Origin of the sequence: Fontisphaera persica, assembly GCF_024832785.1 — a bacterium.
Lineage (GTDB): Bacteria > Verrucomicrobiota > Verrucomicrobiia > Limisphaerales > Fontisphaeraceae > Fontisphaera > Fontisphaera persica.
In genome coordinates, this window is the sequence record NZ_CP116615.1 from 3,334,706 (window position 1) to 3,352,043 (window position 17,338).

Below are 17,338 nucleotides of genomic sequence, written 5' to 3' on the forward strand. Positions count from 1 at the left end.
GAATCCACTCCAGAGTTAATGACCTGAACGCAGGCTCCGAATAATCACCCCCGTGGTGAAGAGGCAGAAGCCCATCACCGACAGGAAATACACCACGTCCCGCAAATCCAGCACGCCTTTTTGGAACCCCTCAAAGTGGGTCATGATGCTGGTGGAGGCGATGAGGGAAATCAGCCCGGCCGGGACATCCCAGGATTTGAGCAGCTCGGTGACCGGCGGGAAGCCGGCCAGGATGAGCAGCAAAATGATGACGATGGAAATGATGAAGCTGACCACCTGGTTGCGGGTCAAAGCGGAGGTCATGGTGCTGATGGACAGGCAGGCGCCGGCCATCAGCAGGCTGCCAATGTAGCTGCACACAATGACCCCGTTGTCCGGCTCGCCCAGGTAGTTCACCGTAATCCAGACGGGGAAGGTCAGCGCGAGCGTCACCGCCAGAAAGACCCAGGCCGCCAGGAACTTGCCCACAATGGCCTGCCAGGCCGTCACCGGCATGGTCAGCAGCAGCTCCATGGTGCCCAGGCGTCGCTCCTCGGCCCACAGGCCCATGCCCACCGCGGGCACCAGCACCAGGAACAGCCACGGGTGCCACATGAAAAACGCCACCAGGGAGGCCTGGTCCCGCTGGAAGAATCCGCCCACCATGAAGGTGAAGAATCCCGCCAGCAGCAGGAAAATGACGATGAACACATACGCCACCGGCGAGTTGAAATAACTGCCCAACTGGCGCCGGCCAATGCACTGAATGTTATGCAATGCTTCCGCGAGATTCATAGTGCCCTTTCTCCCTCCTGCTCAAGATTTGACGGGTTGCGCCGCCGGAGCCGTGTCCGGCATGGTGATGCTGCGGAACACCTCGTCGAGCCGTCCTTCCTCGGTGTGCAGCTCGTCAAATTTCCAGTGTTGTCCGGTCAGGATTTCCGCCACCTGGCGGGCCAGCTCGCCGTTCCGGGCGGCCGGGTCGCGGGGATAGACCCGCATCAACGCGCAGCCGTTTTCCTCCTTCACCACGGACGCCCGCCGGGCGAGCGCCGCCTGCCCCAGCACACTGGAAGCCTGGGCGGCGGGCACGCCGTAAATCCGCACCGTCACCGCGCCGGCCAGTTCGGACCTGGCCTTCAGTTCGGCGGGCGTGCCGTTGGCCACAATCTGGCCGCGGTCAATGATGATGGCCCGCGTGCAGGCGGCCTCCACTTCCTCCAAAATGTGGGTGGAAAACACGATGGCCTTGGTCTCGCCCATGCGCCGGATGAGCGTGCGCACCTCGTGTTTCTGGTTGGGGTCCAGGCCGTCGGTGGGCTCGTCCAGAATCAACACCGGCGGATTGTGGATGATGGATTGCGCAAAACAGGTGCGGTGCCGGTAGCCTTTGGAGAGTGTGTCCACGCTCTGGTGCAGCACGGATTCCAGGAAGCACATCTCCACCACCTTGTGAATCGCCTGGCGCAGGCTGTCGCCCGAAAAACCGCGCAGCTCCGCCGCAAATTTCAGGAAACTGTACACCGTCATGTCGGTGTAGGCGGGGGCGTTTTCCGGCAGATAGCCCATGAGCTTCTTGGCGGCGATGGGGTCATTCACAATATCATGCCCCCCAATGGACACCGTCCCCTCGGTGGGCGGAATGAAGCCCGTAATCATGCGCATGGTGGTGGACTTGCCTGCGCCGTTGGGGCCCAGAAAACCCAGCACCTCGCCTTTTTCCACCGTGAACGAGACCCCGTTCACGGCGCGTTTGGCGCCAAACGTTTTGACCAAATTGTTGACTGTTATCATGTTCGCCTTGGTTCGGCCGGCGGGTCCGCCGGCGCTCAGTTGATACCCCGCAGGGTGTGGACCCAGAAGTCCCTCAGACCACTGACTGGCATAATGTTATACACAGCCTGTCAAGGCCTTCGCTGCATTAGACACGCAAATGAACGTTTGTTCAAAAAATTTTTTCAACCGGCAGGGACGGGGGCTGGCCTTCCCCCGGCTGGTGCGGGCGGCCCGCGCCGGCACAAACGCATTGACCCGCGTCCGCAAACCCGTTTAGGTAACGCGCATGTTGTTTGCGGCAACGTACGATCCCAACCCGTGGATGATCCTGCCGTTTGTGGTGTTGCTGGCCACCATTGCGCTGGCGCCCCTGGCCTGTCCCCACTGGTGGCTGCGGCATTATCCCAAGGTGGCCATTTCCCTCGGGGCCGTCACCCTGATTTATTACTGGTGGGGATTGGGCGGCGATGCCCGGCACACGGTGGCGCACACCGCGCATGAGTATCTCAGCTTCATCGCGCTCATCGGCAGCTTGTTTGTCGTCTCTGGCGGCATCCACATCCATGTCAAAGGCGAGAGCACGCCGCTGGCCAACACGGTCTTTCTGGCCGTGGGCGCCGTGCTGGCCAATTTTCTGGGCACCACCGGCGCCTCCATGCTGCTCATCCGCCCCTGGTTGCGCATGAACAAATACCGCATCACCAAGCATCATGTGGTGTTTTTCATTTTCATCGTCTCCAATGTGGGCGGCTGCCTGACGCCCATTGGCGACCCCCCGCTGTTCCTGGGCTATCTCAAGGGCATTCCGTTCTGGTGGGTGTTGCAACATTGCTGGCTCATCTGGCTTACAGGGGTGGGGTTGTTGCTGTGTATTTTTTATTGGTTGGACCGCCATAATTACCGCCGCGCCCCGCAGGCGGTGCGCCAGCAACTGGCCGAGCCTGCCGACCAATGGCGCTTTGAGGGACTGGGCAACCTGGGGTTTCTGGCGGTCATTCTGGGAGCGGTGTTCATCAATAAGCCCGCCTTCCTGCGCGAGGCCTTGATGGTGGGCGCGGCGCTGGGTTCTTATTTCACGACGCGCCGCTCGATTCATGAAGCCAATCATTTCAATTTTCATCCCATTCAGGAGGTGGCCATTTTGTTTATTGGCATTTTCTCGACCATGATGCCCGCGCTGGACTACCTCCAAAACCATGCCGCCCGTCTGGGCACGCCCACCCCTACTTTGTACTACTGGGGCTGCGGCGCCCTCTCCAGCGTGCTGGACAACGCGCCCACTTATTTGAATTTCCTCAGCGCCTGCCAGGGAAGTTTTGGCTCGCCGGAAATTGTGCAGGCCGCCCGTGACGCGCTGGCCGCCGGTCCGGCCCTGGACCCGCAGTCCTTGACGGGTCCCCACGCCGCGAGCGTCCGCCATATCCTTGCCGGATTGGAGATCATGGATGTTCCAGCCATCGCCCGCCACGGACTGAGCCGCGAGCATCTGCAAATTGCCCTGCTCCTGGGCAATCCGGCGCTGGTCAAGCTGCTGGTGGCCATCAGTGTGGGCGCGGTGTTTTTTGGCGCCTGTACGTACATCGGCAATGGTCCCAATTTCATGGTCAAATCCATTGCCGAGCATCAAAAGGTCCACGTGCCCACGTTTATTGAGTACGTGTACCGCTTCACCCTGCCGTTTTTGCTGCCGGTGCTGGCGGTGGTGTGGCTAATCTTCTTCCGCTGAACCCACGCAACCCCTCTTCCACCCGCTCGTCCACCCAATGCGCTGATTGGTTGGCCTCCTAAAAAAGGCAAACCTCTGAACGCTGGCCGTTCAGAGGCTTGCGGCTGGCCAATCTGGAAATGTTTAGTTCACTACTTTGAAGCCGGCTTTCTTGATGGCGGCGACAATTTCCCGCTGATTGGTTTTCTTTTCGTCGAAGGTCACTTCGGCCTTGCCCAATTCCACCTTTTTGGCGGTGACACCTTTCACCTTGGCCAGGGCGGCGTCCACCTTGGCCACGCATCCGTGCGGGCAGGACATGCCTTCAATTTTCAGATTCACCGTTTCAGCCTGGGCAGCCACGGCCGCCAGGACCAACACCGAGGCGAGAGCGAACCATTTGCGCATATTTTGCATCATTTTAAGAGTTAATACTGTGCATTAGTCTGACAACACGCGAAAAGTGGCACAGCTTTGCCTTTCCGCAAGGGCGGGGGAAAAATTTTTTCCGCGGCCTCCGCCCCCTTGACGAAACGCGGCAAACCAGCGGCGCCACCCCCGGGTAATGGCAGCGGGCGGCAGGCGTTTTCAGCAACTTTTCACCTGCCCGGCGGATTCTCAACTCTGCAGGACGGCCTCATACATGGCCACGATGTTTTGCGGGGGCACATCCGCGAGAATGTTGTGGACCTGCTGGAAGACGTAGCCACCGCCGGGCCGCCAAATGTCCAGGAGCCGGCGCACGTGGTCTTTGACCTGGGCGGGCGAGCCGTGGGCCATGATTTCGCGGGTGTCGCAGCCGCCGCCCCAGAAGGTCAGGCGCGGGCCGAAGTCGCGTTTTAATTCGGCGGGGTCCATGCCGCGGCAGGAGATTTGGACGGGGTTGATGGCCTCCATGCCGGCCTCAATAAGGCCCGGGAGCAGCTCGCGCACGCCGCCGCAGCAGTGGAGCATGATGCGCACGTGGGGTGCCAGCTCTTTCACGCGCCGCCACATCAACCGCTGCCGGGGCTGGAAAAATTCGCGGTACATGGCGGGGGAGATTTGGGGGCCGCGCTGCATGCCGAGGTCATCGCCAAATAAAATTATGTCAATGCACTCTCCCACCGCCCCGAGGAAACGTTCGAGATTGGCCAGGTGCAGGGCCACCAGGCGGTCCAAAAACTCATGCGCCCGCTGCGGCTGGCCGGCCAGGAGCAGGAAGAAAATATCATTACGGTAGAGAAACTGGCCTGTCTCGAGCAGGTTGCCGCCAAAGAGTCCGATGATGGCGCGGTCGGTTTGCTGGCGCAGCCGGCGTGCGCCTTCGGCCAGGATTTGAGGGCCATCCGGCCCGGCCACCAGGGGGCCGGGGGGAGATTTCATGGCCATCCACATGCTTTCCTCGAAAGCCTCCGGCAGGTGGTCCAGGTCATCCGCCTCCGCAAAGGGGTAGTGAACCTGCTCGAAATAGAGGCAGCCTTCGGGCATGCGGGCCAGCAGGTTGCCGCGAGCGGAGCGCACCACCCATTCGCCATTTTCCTTTTGGGGCTGGACCCAGATTGGAATCAGGCACGGCGTGCCGTCTGGCAAAGTCCACTCGTGCCAGTGCCGGTCTTCCAGGGCAAAGGCGCGGCCTAGTTCGATGGTGTCCACATGGAATAGTTGCAGCACGTCTTCGTCCACAATGGCAAGCTGTTGCACCGCGTCATACACGCGAATGGGACGCCGGGGCAGGCCGAGGTATTGACGTAGTTGCGCGTAAGCTATGGCCGCAATGCCCGAGGACCGATGGCCGGACAGGTCTATGGGGACACGGTCCGTCTCCTGATGATGCAAGGCGGCCAGAACACGTTCACGTGAGGTCATAAGACGATGACAATGCACTGGGGCAACACGGTCAAGCCGGTTTCCTCGATTATCCCTCAATCGCCGCGCGGGAATACGCCGCGCGGGCTGGGTTCATCCGTCCCTGTGGCCGTCACAAAACCGGCCGGGCCGCGCGGAACAGGTATTTGTTGCTTATTGGACCCGTGGTTTGGGCTGGGCGGCCTGCCATTCGGCGGCCGAGACTTTACGGACTTGGTGAAGGAAAACAAAGGTGCCCTTCTTGTTGCCCACCACCACATCCGGCCAGCCGTCCTTGTTCAGGTCACCAAAGGTGACTTGCGTGCCCACGCCAGAGTCGTTGTCAATGAGATAAGGCACAAAGTCCACCGTTTTATCTTTGTTCCGCACCGTTTTGAACCAATACAGCACGGCGGGGGCGTTGGGATCGGTGTCGCCGGTGGGGCCATGAGCCCAGAAGCGTTTGCCGGTGAGCACATCCAGCACGCCGTCGCGGTCCATGTCCACCAATTCGATGGCGTGGGGCTGGGTGAAGTGGACGCCATATTTGTTGTCGGCCGGCTTTTTGTTCATGATGAGATGTTGCTTGAACTTGAGGGCGCCGTTTTCACGATATTGCTCGTACCACGCCAGGCCGTGATTGTGCGGGTCCAGGCAGGTGAACACATCGTTGAGGCCGTCCCCGTTGAAATCATAAACCCACATTTGCGCGGCGCCCGGGCCGGGGGCAAAGGGCACGGGATGAAAAGTCCACAAGGGGTCGCCTTCGCGGGAGGCGGGTTGCTCCCACCAGCCGTTTTGCTCGAGCAAATCCTTGCGGCCGTCACCGTTGACATCGCCGAAGCCGATGCCGTGCGTGTACCGGTGCCAGCGTTTGTCTGGCGGGGAAACCGGGTGAAAAGTGGCCGGCTGTTTGGGGTCGGCCCAATTGAGGGTGGCGTAGCCAAGCTGGCCGGGCTGGCCGGGTTTGCTGGAGTTGCAGATGATTTCGGGTTTGCCGTCGCCGGTCAGGTCGCCAAACATGGGCGATTCATTGTCCAGCACCTCGAGCAGCTTGTACCTGGCCCAAGGGCCCTGACCCTGGTTGCGTGGATTTTCGTACCAGTACACTTCCTTGCCCGGATGGCCGTAGATGATGATGTCCATCCATCCGTCACCGTTCAAATCGTAGGTGTAGGTGAGAAAATTGTCGGAGTAATCATTTTCATTGCCGAGCGCCCCCTTGTAACCGGCGATGGTCACCTCGGTCCCATCGGGCTTTTTGATTTTCGAGGTTTTGTCCGCCGGCCGGTAGGCGGTGCGGGTTTTGAAATCCGGGCCGGCGTACCAAAATGGCCCCGACACCACATCCATGTGGCCGTCGTGGTTGAAATCCCCAAAATGCGCGCCCTCGGACCAAAACTCATCCGTGAGGCGAATTTTTTGGAAAGCGTGCAGGGTGTAATCAGCGGCGCCGGCGGGAAGGGCAAGCGCGCCGGCGGCCAGTAAAGCAAAGGCGGTGTATTGCATGACCTATTAGTGGCCCGGAATGGCCCGCCGGTCAAGCGTGCCCTGCCGCCCTGCTAGGCGGCGGGCTTGCCTGGCAGGGACTGCATCCATGCCTGCGCCGCCTGGCGGATGGCCGCCCCGCATTGGGCCTGGGGTTTGACAAAGCGCGGCGTGAACCACGGAAACAGCCCCACCAAATCATGAATCACCAGAATCTGTCCGTCGCAATCCGGGCCGCTGCCAATGCCAATGGTGGGAATGGCCAGGGCGCGGGTGATTTCCGCCGCCACGGGTGGCGTGACCAGCTCCAGCACCACCGCAAAGGCTCCGGCCTCTTGCAACGCCCGGGCATCCGCCACCAAGGCGGCGGCCTCTTCCGGCCGCCTGCCTTTGACGTGGTAGCCCCCTTCTTCCCGCACATGCTGGGGCAACATGCCCAAATGACCCAGGAAAGGGATGCCGGCAGCCACAATCGCGCGGACTTGCGGCAGGATGGCGCGCCCGCCCTCCGCCTTGACGTATTCCGCCCCGGCGGCCTGCAAACGCCGGGCGCTGGCCACGGCCTGCTCCGGCGTGGTGTACGTGCCAATGGGCAGGTCCGCGCCCAGGAGGGCCCGCGGCCGGGCGCGCGCACAGGCGCGCACGTGATGCTCCATGTCATCCAGCGTGACCTGGGTGGTATCCGGATAACCCAGCACCACCATGCCCAGGGAATCGCCCACCAATAAAAATGGGACGCCGGCTTCGTCCAGGAGCCGGGTCATGGGATAATCATAAGTGGTCAGGAACGGGATGGAGTGCCGGCCTTTGCGCGCCTGGCAATCGGCCACCGTAAATTTGGCGACAGCGTTCATGCGCGGGGCGGGGCAAAACTGGCCAGCATTTCCTCGGGCGTGACGGCCGCCGTCCCCACCTTGCCCACCACCACGCCGGCGGCGTGATTGGAGAAAATGGCCGCTTCCACCGGCGAAGCGCCCAGGGCAATGGCCAGCGTAAAGGAGGCAATGACCGTATCGCCCGCACCCGAGACATCGAACACCTCGCGGGCCACGGTGGGGATGTGCAGCGGCGGCTGGTCCCGCCGGCACAAGAGCATGCCCTGCTCGCCGAGGGTTACCAGCAACAGGGCGGGTTGCAATCGTTGCAACAGCTCCCGCGCCGCCTGCAGCAGCGGGGCATCCTGCATTGGCGGCAGGCCCCGGGCGCCGTCCGACATCCCGGCCAGCTCAAAAGTTTCCTTGCGGTTGGGAGTGATGAGCGAAAGCCGGCTCAAATCCAGCCGGTGGACGGGCTTGGGATCGAGGCTCAGCCACAGGCCGCGCTCCCGGCACCAGCGTTTCAGTTCATCGAGCAGCGGCTGGGTGACCACGCCCTTGCCATAATCACCCACGATGACGGCGTCCACCCGGTCCAAATGGCGGCGCAGGGCCTCCAGCAGCCGGCGGGTGGCCGAGGCGCTCAAATCGCCGCGGGTTTCGCGGTCCAGGCGGACGACTTGTTGCTGGTGGGCGATGATGCGGGTTTTGATGCTGGTGTGCCGGTCATAGAGGGTGAGCAGGCCGCTGGTGTCCACCTTCTCGGCGGCGAGCAAATCTTTCAACTGCCGGCCGGCGGCATCGTTGCCCACCACGCCCACCACGGTGGCGCGCGCGCCCAGGGCGGTCAGATTGCGCGCCACGTTGGCGGCGCCGCCCGGCATGAAACTCTCGCGCACAAACTCCAGCACGGGCACGGGCGCCTCCGGGGAGATGCGATGAACATGGCCCCAGACGAACTGGTCGAGCATCAAATCGCCCACCACCAGCAGGCGCGCCCGGCCGGCGCGCTGCAACCATTGGCGCACGCGCTGGCGGGAAAGGCAAAGAGCCGTTGTGTTCATGGAACGAAAACCCAGGTCACCGTGCATCAACCCAGAAAACCGGTCAAGGGACTGGTGGCGCTGGCCACGGGCTGGCGCTCGGCCAGTCCCACCTCATAAGCGGCGCGGCCGGCCTCGACGGCCACGCGGAAAGCCTGCGCCATGCGCACCGGATCACTGGCAATGGCAATGGCGGTGTTGACCAAAACGGCATCCGCCCCCAATTCCATCGCCTCCGCCGCGTGGCTGGGCGCCCCCAGGCCGGCATCCACCACCACGGGCACGGTGGCCTGCTCGATGATGATGCGGACCTGGTCGCGGGTGAGCACGCCTTGATTGGAGCCGATGGGTGAACCCAGCGGCATCACCGTGGCCGCACCCGCCTCCTGCAGCCGCTTGGCCAGCACGGGGTCCGCGTTGATATAGGGCAAAACCGTGAATCCCTCCTTCACCAACTGCTCGGTGGCCGCCAGCGTCTCAATGGGGTCCGGCAACAGATAGCGGGGGTCCGGGTGAATCTCCAGTTTGACCCATTTGGGGAGGCCGGCGGCGGCGGCCAAACGGGCCAGCCGGACGGCTTCGGCGGCGTTCAACGCGCCGCTGGTATTGGGCAGGATCAAATAACGCTGCGGATCAATGAAATCCAAAATGTTGGCAAAGGGATCATGCCGCCCGCTCAAATCCGCGCGGCGCAGCGCCACCGTGACAATCTCCGCCCCGCTGGCTTCCAACGCGGCGCGCATCAGCTCCGGCGAAGCAAACTTGCCGGTGCCCAGCAGCAGCCGCGAGCGGAAAGTCCGCCCCGCCACCACCCATGGACGATTTTCCAACATCATCAGCCCTGAACCTACCCCCTTCCCGCCGCCACGTCCAGCCACAGAATGGCATGGCAAAACCGATTGCGCGCCGAAATTGGTTTGAATTCACGGCGGCAAACTTATTGAATCCCCTTCCGGCACTGCATGGCCTACCTGGACTTATTGCTGAACCTGATTGCCTGGCTGCTGTGGGCAAGCTGGCGGACCGCCCGGCTGGCTGCCGCGCCCGCGCCGCTGACGCTCGCCTCCACGGTGCGCCCCGCCGATCAAAACCAGCGGCGGCGCTGGCGGTACCTGGCGCTGCTGATGGGGCTGCTTCTCCTCCGGGGCTTGTTCTACTGGCAACTGGGCGGGCCGCTGGATTGGACGCCCAAAATTTCCCTGGGTCTGCTGGTGGTGAGCTTCAAGTGCGAAACGGTGGGGCGTTATCTGTTGTTTTCCCTGGTCAGCTTCCTGCACTTCTTTGTGGTGGTTTATTTTGGCCTGTTGCTGCTGTCGGCACTGCAAGGACGGCCGGTGGAGATTTCCCCGCCTGTCCGGTTCATCCGCCATCTGGTGGGCCGGCCGGCGCGCTGGCCGGCCGGAGTGCAGGCGCTGCTGCCCTTTCTCCTGGCCATCGCAGGCTGGCCGCTGCTCCAATTTTTCCTGCAAGCGCTGGGTTATCTTCCAGCAGTCTCGTGGGCGGAAGCATGGCAACAAGCCCTGGGTTTTGGCGTGGTGGTGTTGCTGGCCTGGAAATACCTGCTGCTGGGATTGTTTTTTTTGCACCTGGTTAATCTCTACGTCTATCTGGGGCCGGGAAGTTTCTGGCCGTTTGTGTCGCACAGCGCCCGGGTGCTGCTGCGTCCCTTGCGCTGGTTGCGGCTGGGCAAACTGGATGTGTCCCCCATCGCCGGCATGGCGCTGGTGTTGGCCGTGTGCTGGCCCATTGAACGCTGGCCGGAATGGTGGAAGGTGGCACCCGCCCCGCCGCCGGCGCCAACCCGTCCCGCCCGGCCGCCCGCTTAAAAAGGCGGCCCGCCGCTCTGGAGGGACTCAGCCTGGATGCGCGCCACCTGTTCCTTGAGTTCCGCAAAGCGCGCATCCAGCAGGGCCAGCCGCCGCGCCAGCAGCCGGGCCAGTTCCAGCGCCAGCTCCGGCCGCTGAGTCAGGGCTTGCTCCACGTCATCCACGCGCAACAAAGTGCAGGCCTCCACGGCGCGGACAGTGGCGTTTTGGTAGCAGTGCAAGAGGAGGGACAGCTCGCCGAAGACCGCCCCGCGGTCTGCCACCACGCACAGGGAAGCGCCGTTTTTCACGATTTCCACCCGCCCGCTCACCAGCACAAACAACACGCCCAGGCGCTCGCCCTGCCGTAACAGTTCCGTGCCGGGCGGCACCCGGATTTCCGTTGGCGCCGGGGTCAGGCCGCGCAACATGCTTTCCAAGGTTAAGGACATGATAAACTCCAGGGATTGGGCGTCTAATTCGGGTCTGGTTCCAGTTCAATATAGCATGTCTCACGGCAGCCGCAGCCGGGAGTTCACGAGTTTGAGCGGGGCTTACGGAGGGGAAGGGTGGCGGCGGGCAAGGCCAATCCGCCGCCGGCGGCACCTCATGGCTCGGGGTCAAGCCGGCGCCGGCGGATGCTGGCCCACGATTTCCAGAATGGCGCGGCGGAGCGCCTCCAATTGGAACGGCTTGCCCAGATGGTGATTGCCCACGGACTTCAGGAAAGCGCGCGTCTCCTCATTCACCGTGTCGCCGGTTAAAAAGAGGATGCGGCCGGCCAGGCTGGGATGTTCCTGCCGGACGGCGGCGTAAAACTGGCGTCCGTCCATTTCCGGCATGCGAATATCTGAAAGGATCAGATCAAAGTGCTGCTTGCGCAACAGTTCCAGGGCGTGCGCCGGCACGGTGCATCCCACCGTGCGGCAACCCAGCAGCGAGAGCATTTCCGAGACCATCTCGGTAATGGTAGGCTCATCATCCAGCACGAGGATTTTCAGATTGAGATCGGCCGCCGCCGGCGCCGCGGCTGGAGGGGTGGGCGGGGGTTTGGGCGCTTCACTGACGGGCGCGGTTTTAACCGGCAGCTCCACGACGAAGCGCGCCCCTTCCGGCCCGGGCCGGGCGTGGTAAAGGCGGCCATTGTGCTCGGAGACGATGCTCAGGGCAATGGACAGCCCGAGGCCGGTGCCCGCGCCCACCTGTTTGGTGGTGAAAAACGGCTCGAAGATTCTGGTTTCCAGATGGGGCGGCACACCGGGGCCGTTGTCCTCCACCTCCACCAGCACTTTACCCTCCGCGTGCCGCGTGGCCACTTTCAGCAAGCCGGGGCGGTCGCGTCCGCTCATGGCCTGCACGGCGTTGTTGATGAGAATCACCAGCACCTGTTGAATCTGGTCGGCATCCGCCAGCGTGACGGGCAGGTCGGGGTCCAGCCGGGTTTGCACCTGCACCCCTGCCACCCGCACCGCAAACTTGCGCAACTCGAGCACCCGCTGGGCCACTTCATTCAGGTTGACCAGCTCGCGTTGCGGCGGACGCTCGCGGGCAAACGCCAGAAAGTTTTGCACGAGCTTGGCGGCGCGGTTGCTTTCCTGGGCCACCTTCTCCAAATCCGCCCGCACATCGGGCGCCAGCTCGCGGTGTTGCAGCACCAGCTCCAGATAGCCTTTGACCACCGCCAGCGGATTGTTCAGCTCGTGGGCGATGCCGGAAATCATCTGGCCCAGGGCGGCCAGTTTTTCGGTCTGCCGCAATTGCTGCTCGAGCTGGGCGCGCTCGGTCAGTTCATGCAAAAACAACTGCACCGCCGGGTGTCCATCGTACTCCACCGGCGTGGCGCTGACCTCCACCGGCGCCAGTTCCTGATTCAGCCGCCGCAGTTGCAGCGGGTGCAGCGTGCACAACCACTCCGCGGCCGTCATGCCGGGAGGCGGCTGGCCCGGACAGAAATGCAGCAGGGAGCGCCCGCACAATTCTTGCGGAGCGCCCGCTCCCAGCAGCCGCGCCGCCGCCTGGTTCACCTCCTGGATGGTCAAATCATCCGGCCGGGCGATGATGATGGGTTGGCCGGCATTCTCGAACAACTTGCGGTACCGCTCCTCCGTGGCCGAGACCTTGCTGCGCAGCTCCTGCGCTTCCTCCGCCTGTTTGGACAGGTTCAAGAAAGCCAGGTGGTGGGTATGCCGCGCCTCCTCCAACACCAGGACAATCATGCTGACGGCAATAAACAATTGCAGCACGGTGGCAATCAGGAAGGCCGCCCCAAAAAGCTCGGGCTGATAGTACAGGAAGGGAAACCCCACGTGGTATAGCCCCCACAACCCAAAGCCCACCGCCAGCAAACCCGCCCCCACGTAGGGCCGCCGCCGCCGGTAGGCCAGAAAGCAATAACCCACGCGCAAGCTGGCCACGGCGATGAGCCCAAAGATGGGCAGCCGGATTTGCAGCGCGTTCTCCAACTGGTAGGCGCCGTAATAACTCCAGACAAACAGAAAACCAAAAAACAACGCCGCCAGCGATTGGCGCACCCGCTGCCCCAGAAACCGCAGGCCGCCCCAGAATAAAAACAAGGCGGTGGCGCTGATGCACCATTGCTTGACCATGGTCATCCACGGCGCGGCATCCTCATGGCCCAGCGCCAGATTCAGCGTGAGCCACAAGGCATAAAACATCCACGCCGCCGCCCAGATGGTGAAATAACGCCGCCGCGTGTAGTGATTCAAATAGAAGAACAGTCCTACGAGCACCCAGACGCTCAGCAGGGACACGGCCAGCGCCTGTTTGATGTATTGACCGGGGATGAGCAGGTCAAAACCAATCTCGTACGACATAGGGCGGGCCAGATACTACGGAGGAATCCCAGCCTCCCGCCAGCCCAAAAATACGGGGAATGTTCCCCCTCGGCCGGCACAAGCGCCATTTTCGGACCAGCCAGGCTTGCCAGCACCTCCCGGCCAGCGCTTGCTCGTCATCGCGCCTTTCCCACCCGGCTGGCGCCGCCCTGTTCATTTTTCGTGCAGGATAATCTGGCCGCGCCAGTCCGGCGGCAGAGGTTGGGCGCGCAATTCTTGGATGCGCTCCAGATAATAATGGCAGGGGCCGTCCTCGGGTTTGAGAGCCAGCACATGGCGAAAGGCTTTTTCGGCGGCGTCCCATTGCCGGGTGGCAAACAACTCCCAGGCCTCCGCAAAAGCCTCCCGCCAGGCCCGCGAGGCTTCGGCCTGCTCGGGAAGCCCCACCACCTCATAGACAAATTGAAACTGCGTGACGCCTTTGAAACGAAACAGGCCCACCGGCCGGAAGACAATCTGGTCCCCCACCGCCCGGCGGATGGCCTCGGTGGCCAGCACGCCGGTGCCCACCATTTTGTTCATGCCTTCCAGGCGGGAGGCAATGTTCACACAATCGCCCACCGCGGTGTAATCAAAGCGTTGCGAACTGCCGATGTTGCCTACGCTGGCTTCGCCGAGGTTCAACCCCACCCGCGTCCGCATCACCGGCCCGGCGCGCTGCTGGTCATGCGCCGCCAGCCGGCCCCGGAGCAACAAGGCCGACACACACGCCCGCCGTGCATGGTCTTCCTGCGAAAAGGGCGCGTTCCAAATCGCAAAAATCGCGTCGCCAATCAGCTTCACCACCGTGCCCTCCGTTTCGTGCACGCAACCCAGGGTCAGCTCATAATAGGCGTTCAACTGCTCCGCCAGCTCATCGGGGGACAGATTCTCCGAGAGTTTGGAGTAAGCCTCAATGTCACTGAACATGATGCTGATGATTTGCCTGCGCGTGCCGGGTTTGAGCAGCTCCGGATTCTTGAGGATTTGCTCCACGCGCCCCGGCGAAAGCTGTTTCACCAGGGTCTCGCGCAACAAGGCGCGCTCCTGCTCCAATAATTTCTGCTCCGCCTCCAACCGCTGCTTTTCGGCCTTTTCCGTGCGCGCCTCCGCCTCGGCGAGCATTTTCTCAAAATAGAGCCGGACCGAATTGAACAACACCGACCACAGGGTGGCCGCGCCGATTTGCACTGGCGGGATGAGCCACGCGAACCACACCGCCGCCTTCCAATGCAGCGCAATGGCCGCCGCCGCCTCGCCCACCACCAGGACCACGGCCACCGGCACCGCCCAGGTGGGGCGCAGCATGGCCAGGCCGAAACCCACCCCCGCGCCCAGCAATATGAGCAAACCCAATTGCAGCGAATCGGGAATGGCCACCATCCAATTCTTCCGCATCAAATTGCAAAAGGCGGTGGCCTGGATTTCCGTCCCCGGCGAAAAGGAGCGAATCTGCACCTCCGCGTCATGCTCGCCGGCCGCGGCCTCCAGATACCGCGGCCAGGGATTGCGGAATTCGTCCTTGCCCTCGCCGGTCATGCCGGTGCTCTGGCGTGCCCCAATGAACACCACCTTGTCCTTGAACAAGTCGGGCGGCGTATCGCCGCGGTACACGGTGAAATAACTCTCCGAGCGCAGCGTTAATGGCGGCCCAAAGTAATTGATATACCGGGTGCCATGGGGCGGGTCCACGTAGCCCAAAACCTGCGCCGCCGCCTCGCACAGCGAGGGAAAAGGCTCGCCGCCATAATCCACAGCTTCGGGAAACAGCCGGATGGTGTAATCCGAGGAAACCGTAGTGTAAGAGTGGCCCACGGCGGCCACCGCCTTTTCCACGCGTTCATAGATGGGCAGGATGCGCCAAGCCACCGCCCCTTCCATCTCCAGCCGCCCGTACTCCGCCGCCACCACCACCTTGCCGTGGCGGCGCATGGCTTCCGTCAGGCGCGCGTCCCACTCCTCAGCCATCTGCGGGTCGGCCAGAAAATTGGAGGCGGGGCTGCTGAAGACCACGTCAAACACAATGGCCCGGGCGCCTTGTTGCGTCAGCCGCTCGACCAACTCGGCATGCAGCAGGCGGCTCCACGGCCGGCTGGGGTCCTGGTCCAGCTCCGCATGGGAATAATCGTCCATGTAGATGAGCACCACCTCCTCCGGCACCACCGGCGTGCGATACCGAAACGGCCAGTCAAAACTTGCGTTGATGAGCGGCTTGCCCAGGGCCGACAGGAACAAGGCCACTCCCGTCAGGATGGCCACCACCGCGCCCACCAACCCGCCAAAGGAGCGTGCTTGTGCCAATCGCTGACGAAAGGGATTCATGCAGTGCGTATGCTGGGGGAGATTATAGCATCGTCACCCCCCGGGGAAAAGCGCAATGACCAAGCCCCAACGCTTGGCCTTGCCGACAAAAACGCGGGCCTCCTGCATGGTTCCCCGCCGTTTGTGGCTTGACCCTGCCGCCTGCCCGCTTTATACCCAAATCATGATCCACCTCGGCCTGCATACGGATAATTGGCGCCCGTTGAGCGCGAGTTTTGAAACCGCCATCGAAAAAATCGCTGCCACGGGCTTGAAACACGTCGAATTCGCCGTCATCCACGGCCAGAATTTCATCCAGGCGCTGGGCTACGACCCCGGCGTGTCGCTCCAATCTAATCCCCGCGCCTTGCGCCGGTATCTGGAGGGCAAGGGCCTGTCAGTCTCCCAGATTGACGGCTCCTACCCCATGATGGGACCCAACGGCTCGGCCTACGGCGTGCAGTATGTGCAACAAAGCATCCGCTTTGCCGCCGAGTTGGGCTGTCCCATGGTGGATACGGTGGACGGCGCCTTTGAAACGCCGGGCATGACCCGCAAGGAAGTCTTTCGCGTGACCTGCGACAACTACCGCCAATGCCTCTCCTGGGCCGAAGACTACAAGGTCATCATCAACGTCGAGCCGCACGGCCCCTACACCAATGACATTGAGTTCATGCAGAAACTCTTTGCCCATTTTGAATCGGAATATCTGCAGATGAATTTCGACACCGGCAACACCTTCATCGCCGGCCACGACCCGCTCGAGTATCTCAAGGCGCTCCGCCAATACTGCACGCACTGCCATATCAAGGACGTCAGCGCCGAGCTGGCCGCCGCCGTCCGCGGCGAGGAAACCGGCATCGGCAGCTCCATCGTCCCGGTGGGCGGCGGCGTCAACGCCGAAAATATCCGCCGCTGCCTGGCCTACCTGAATGAAACCGGATGGGACGGCGCCGTCTCCATTGAATGTCACGGCTCGGACGAGAATACCGCCGCCAGTGTGCGGTGGATGCAGGAGACCCTCAAGAGCCTGAAGCCGCGCAAAGGCAAAAAGTAAGGGTCCGACCGACCCGACAGATACGGTTGACGGAAGGGCGTACCCGACCGCAGAGCTTCAGGGCACGTTGATGGCCGTCAACCGCAAGTCATCGAAGCGAATGGGTTTGCCAGAGACAGGCGCGCCCCACACCGAGGCCCGCCCGGCGGGCGGCGGCTGTTTCAGTTCCGCCCCCAGAGTCCATTCCGCCGGCTCAACCTCGCCTTCCAGCCACATTTTGCCCTCAGCGCGCATCATCCCTTGAGGGGTTTGCACGTAGCGCAGCTTGAGATGCGCCCACGCCCCGGATTTCCAGGCAAGCGGCCGGGTGACCAGCATGCGCTCGCCCAAGTGCAGCTCCAACTGCTCGCGCCCCGGCGCCACCCATAATTTCAGCCCCCCAATGCCGCCCAATCCCACGGCAAACATCGGATGCCGCCGGCCGGTGCTTTCCCCCCAAATCCGCGCCTCCACGCAGACGTTGGAGGCAGCAGGGGGGCCAAAGAGCACCCCGTAATTTTCCAGCGGGTTGCCCGGCAGCTCCAGAAAACGCTGGCTGCTCTCCTCCCGCACCGTGAAGCCGCCGTCCACCACCATGAAGTTGGTGGGCGGTTTGCCGGGGGGGACTTGCGCGAAGTTTTCCTCAAACAACGGCACCGCAGCGGCGGCGGCAGGAGCGGCGAGTTCCGCCAGAAGGCACAAAACGAAGAGGGAGGTTTTCACGCGGTG

15 protein-coding genes are annotated in these 17,338 nt (G+C 62.7%); 3 read left to right on the plus strand and 12 right to left on the minus strand.

What is annotated here, in order from left to right; genetic code table 11:
- Nucleotides 1-15: 15 nt before the first annotated feature.
- The gene (locus tag NXS98_RS12465; protein ID WP_283845333.1) at nt 16-774 is read right to left on the minus strand and encodes an ABC transporter permease subunit; all 759 of its coding nucleotides are present in this window, start codon (nt 772-774) and stop codon (nt 16-18) included.
- A gap of 21 nt (nt 775-795) precedes the next feature.
- Nucleotides 796-1,773: an ABC transporter ATP-binding protein gene (locus tag NXS98_RS12470; protein ID WP_283845334.1), complete on the minus strand. Its 978-nt coding sequence runs from the start codon at nt 1,771-1,773 to the stop codon at nt 796-798.
- Between the two features lie 268 nt (nt 1,774-2,041).
- Between NXS98_RS12470 and NXS98_RS12475 the strand changes: the two genes are divergently transcribed.
- On the plus strand, nt 2,042-3,481 hold the full coding sequence (locus NXS98_RS12475) for a sodium:proton antiporter (RefSeq protein ID WP_283845335.1): 1,440 nt from the start codon (nt 2,042-2,044) through the stop codon (nt 3,479-3,481).
- Nucleotides 3,482-3,604: 123 nt separating this feature from the next.
- On the opposite strand, the gene NXS98_RS12480 is transcribed toward NXS98_RS12475, so the two are convergent.
- The 6 genes from NXS98_RS12480 to NXS98_RS12505 form a co-directional block, all read right to left on the minus strand.
- Nucleotides 3,605-3,868: a heavy-metal-associated domain-containing protein gene (locus NXS98_RS12480; RefSeq protein ID WP_283845336.1), complete on the minus strand. Its 264-nt coding sequence runs from the start codon at nt 3,866-3,868 to the stop codon at nt 3,605-3,607.
- A 210-nt stretch (nt 3,869-4,078) separates the two neighbouring features.
- Nucleotides 4,079-5,308, minus strand: a complete 1,230-nt coding sequence (locus tag NXS98_RS12485; RefSeq protein WP_283845337.1) for a uroporphyrinogen decarboxylase family protein — start codon at nt 5,306-5,308, stop codon at nt 4,079-4,081.
- Nucleotides 5,309-5,461: 153 nt separating this feature from the next.
- Nucleotides 5,462-6,796, minus strand: a complete 1,335-nt coding sequence (locus NXS98_RS12490) for an FG-GAP repeat domain-containing protein (protein ID WP_283845338.1) — start codon at nt 6,794-6,796, stop codon at nt 5,462-5,464.
- A 53-nt stretch (nt 6,797-6,849) separates the two neighbouring features.
- Nucleotides 6,850-7,629, minus strand: a complete 780-nt coding sequence (panB, locus tag NXS98_RS12495; RefSeq protein WP_283845339.1) for a 3-methyl-2-oxobutanoate hydroxymethyltransferase — start codon at nt 7,627-7,629, stop codon at nt 6,850-6,852.
- Nucleotides 7,626-8,654: a D-glycero-beta-D-manno-heptose-7-phosphate kinase gene (gene rfaE1 / locus NXS98_RS12500; protein WP_283845340.1), complete on the minus strand. Its 1,029-nt coding sequence runs from the start codon at nt 8,652-8,654 to the stop codon at nt 7,626-7,628. Before rfaE1 ends, panB begins: the two co-directional genes overlap by 4 nt.
- A 26-nt stretch (nt 8,655-8,680) precedes the next feature.
- On the minus strand, nt 8,681-9,469 hold the full coding sequence (locus tag NXS98_RS12505; protein ID WP_283845341.1) for a thiazole synthase: 789 nt from the start codon (nt 9,467-9,469) through the stop codon (nt 8,681-8,683).
- Between the two features lie 126 nt (nt 9,470-9,595).
- Here NXS98_RS12505 and NXS98_RS12510 point away from each other — a divergent pair, with 126 nt between their 5' ends.
- Nucleotides 9,596-10,459 (plus strand): hypothetical protein, encoded by an 864-nt coding sequence (locus NXS98_RS12510; RefSeq protein WP_283845342.1) that lies wholly within the window; start codon nt 9,596-9,598, stop codon nt 10,457-10,459.
- Here the strand turns inward: NXS98_RS12510 and NXS98_RS12515 are convergent.
- The 3 genes from NXS98_RS12515 to NXS98_RS12525 all read right to left on the minus strand — a co-directional run bounded on the left by NXS98_RS12515 (nt 10,456) and on the right by NXS98_RS12525 (nt 15,594).
- Nucleotides 10,456-10,890, minus strand: a complete 435-nt coding sequence (locus NXS98_RS12515; protein WP_283845343.1) for a cyclic nucleotide-binding domain-containing protein — start codon at nt 10,888-10,890, stop codon at nt 10,456-10,458. The genes NXS98_RS12510 and NXS98_RS12515 overlap by 4 nt on opposite strands.
- Nucleotides 10,891-11,058: 168 nt before the next feature.
- On the minus strand, nt 11,059-13,272 hold the full coding sequence (locus NXS98_RS12520; RefSeq protein WP_283845344.1) for an ATP-binding protein: 2,214 nt from the start codon (nt 13,270-13,272) through the stop codon (nt 11,059-11,061).
- 174 nt (nt 13,273-13,446) lie between these two features.
- Nucleotides 13,447-15,594, minus strand: a complete 2,148-nt coding sequence (locus tag NXS98_RS12525) for an adenylate/guanylate cyclase domain-containing protein (RefSeq protein WP_283845345.1) — start codon at nt 15,592-15,594, stop codon at nt 13,447-13,449.
- A gap of 202 nt (nt 15,595-15,796) precedes the next feature.
- Here NXS98_RS12525 and NXS98_RS12530 point away from each other — a divergent pair, with 202 nt between their 5' ends.
- Complete coding sequence (locus NXS98_RS12530) at nt 15,797-16,630, plus strand: sugar phosphate isomerase/epimerase family protein (protein ID WP_283845346.1); 834 nt, start codon at nt 15,797-15,799, stop codon at nt 16,628-16,630.
- A 57-nt stretch (nt 16,631-16,687) separates the two neighbouring features.
- Here the strand turns inward: NXS98_RS12530 and NXS98_RS12535 are convergent, their stop codons facing one another.
- Nucleotides 16,688-17,332: a hypothetical protein gene (locus tag NXS98_RS12535; protein WP_283845348.1), complete on the minus strand. Its 645-nt coding sequence runs from the start codon at nt 17,330-17,332 to the stop codon at nt 16,688-16,690.
- Nucleotides 17,333-17,338: the final 6 nt, after the last annotated feature.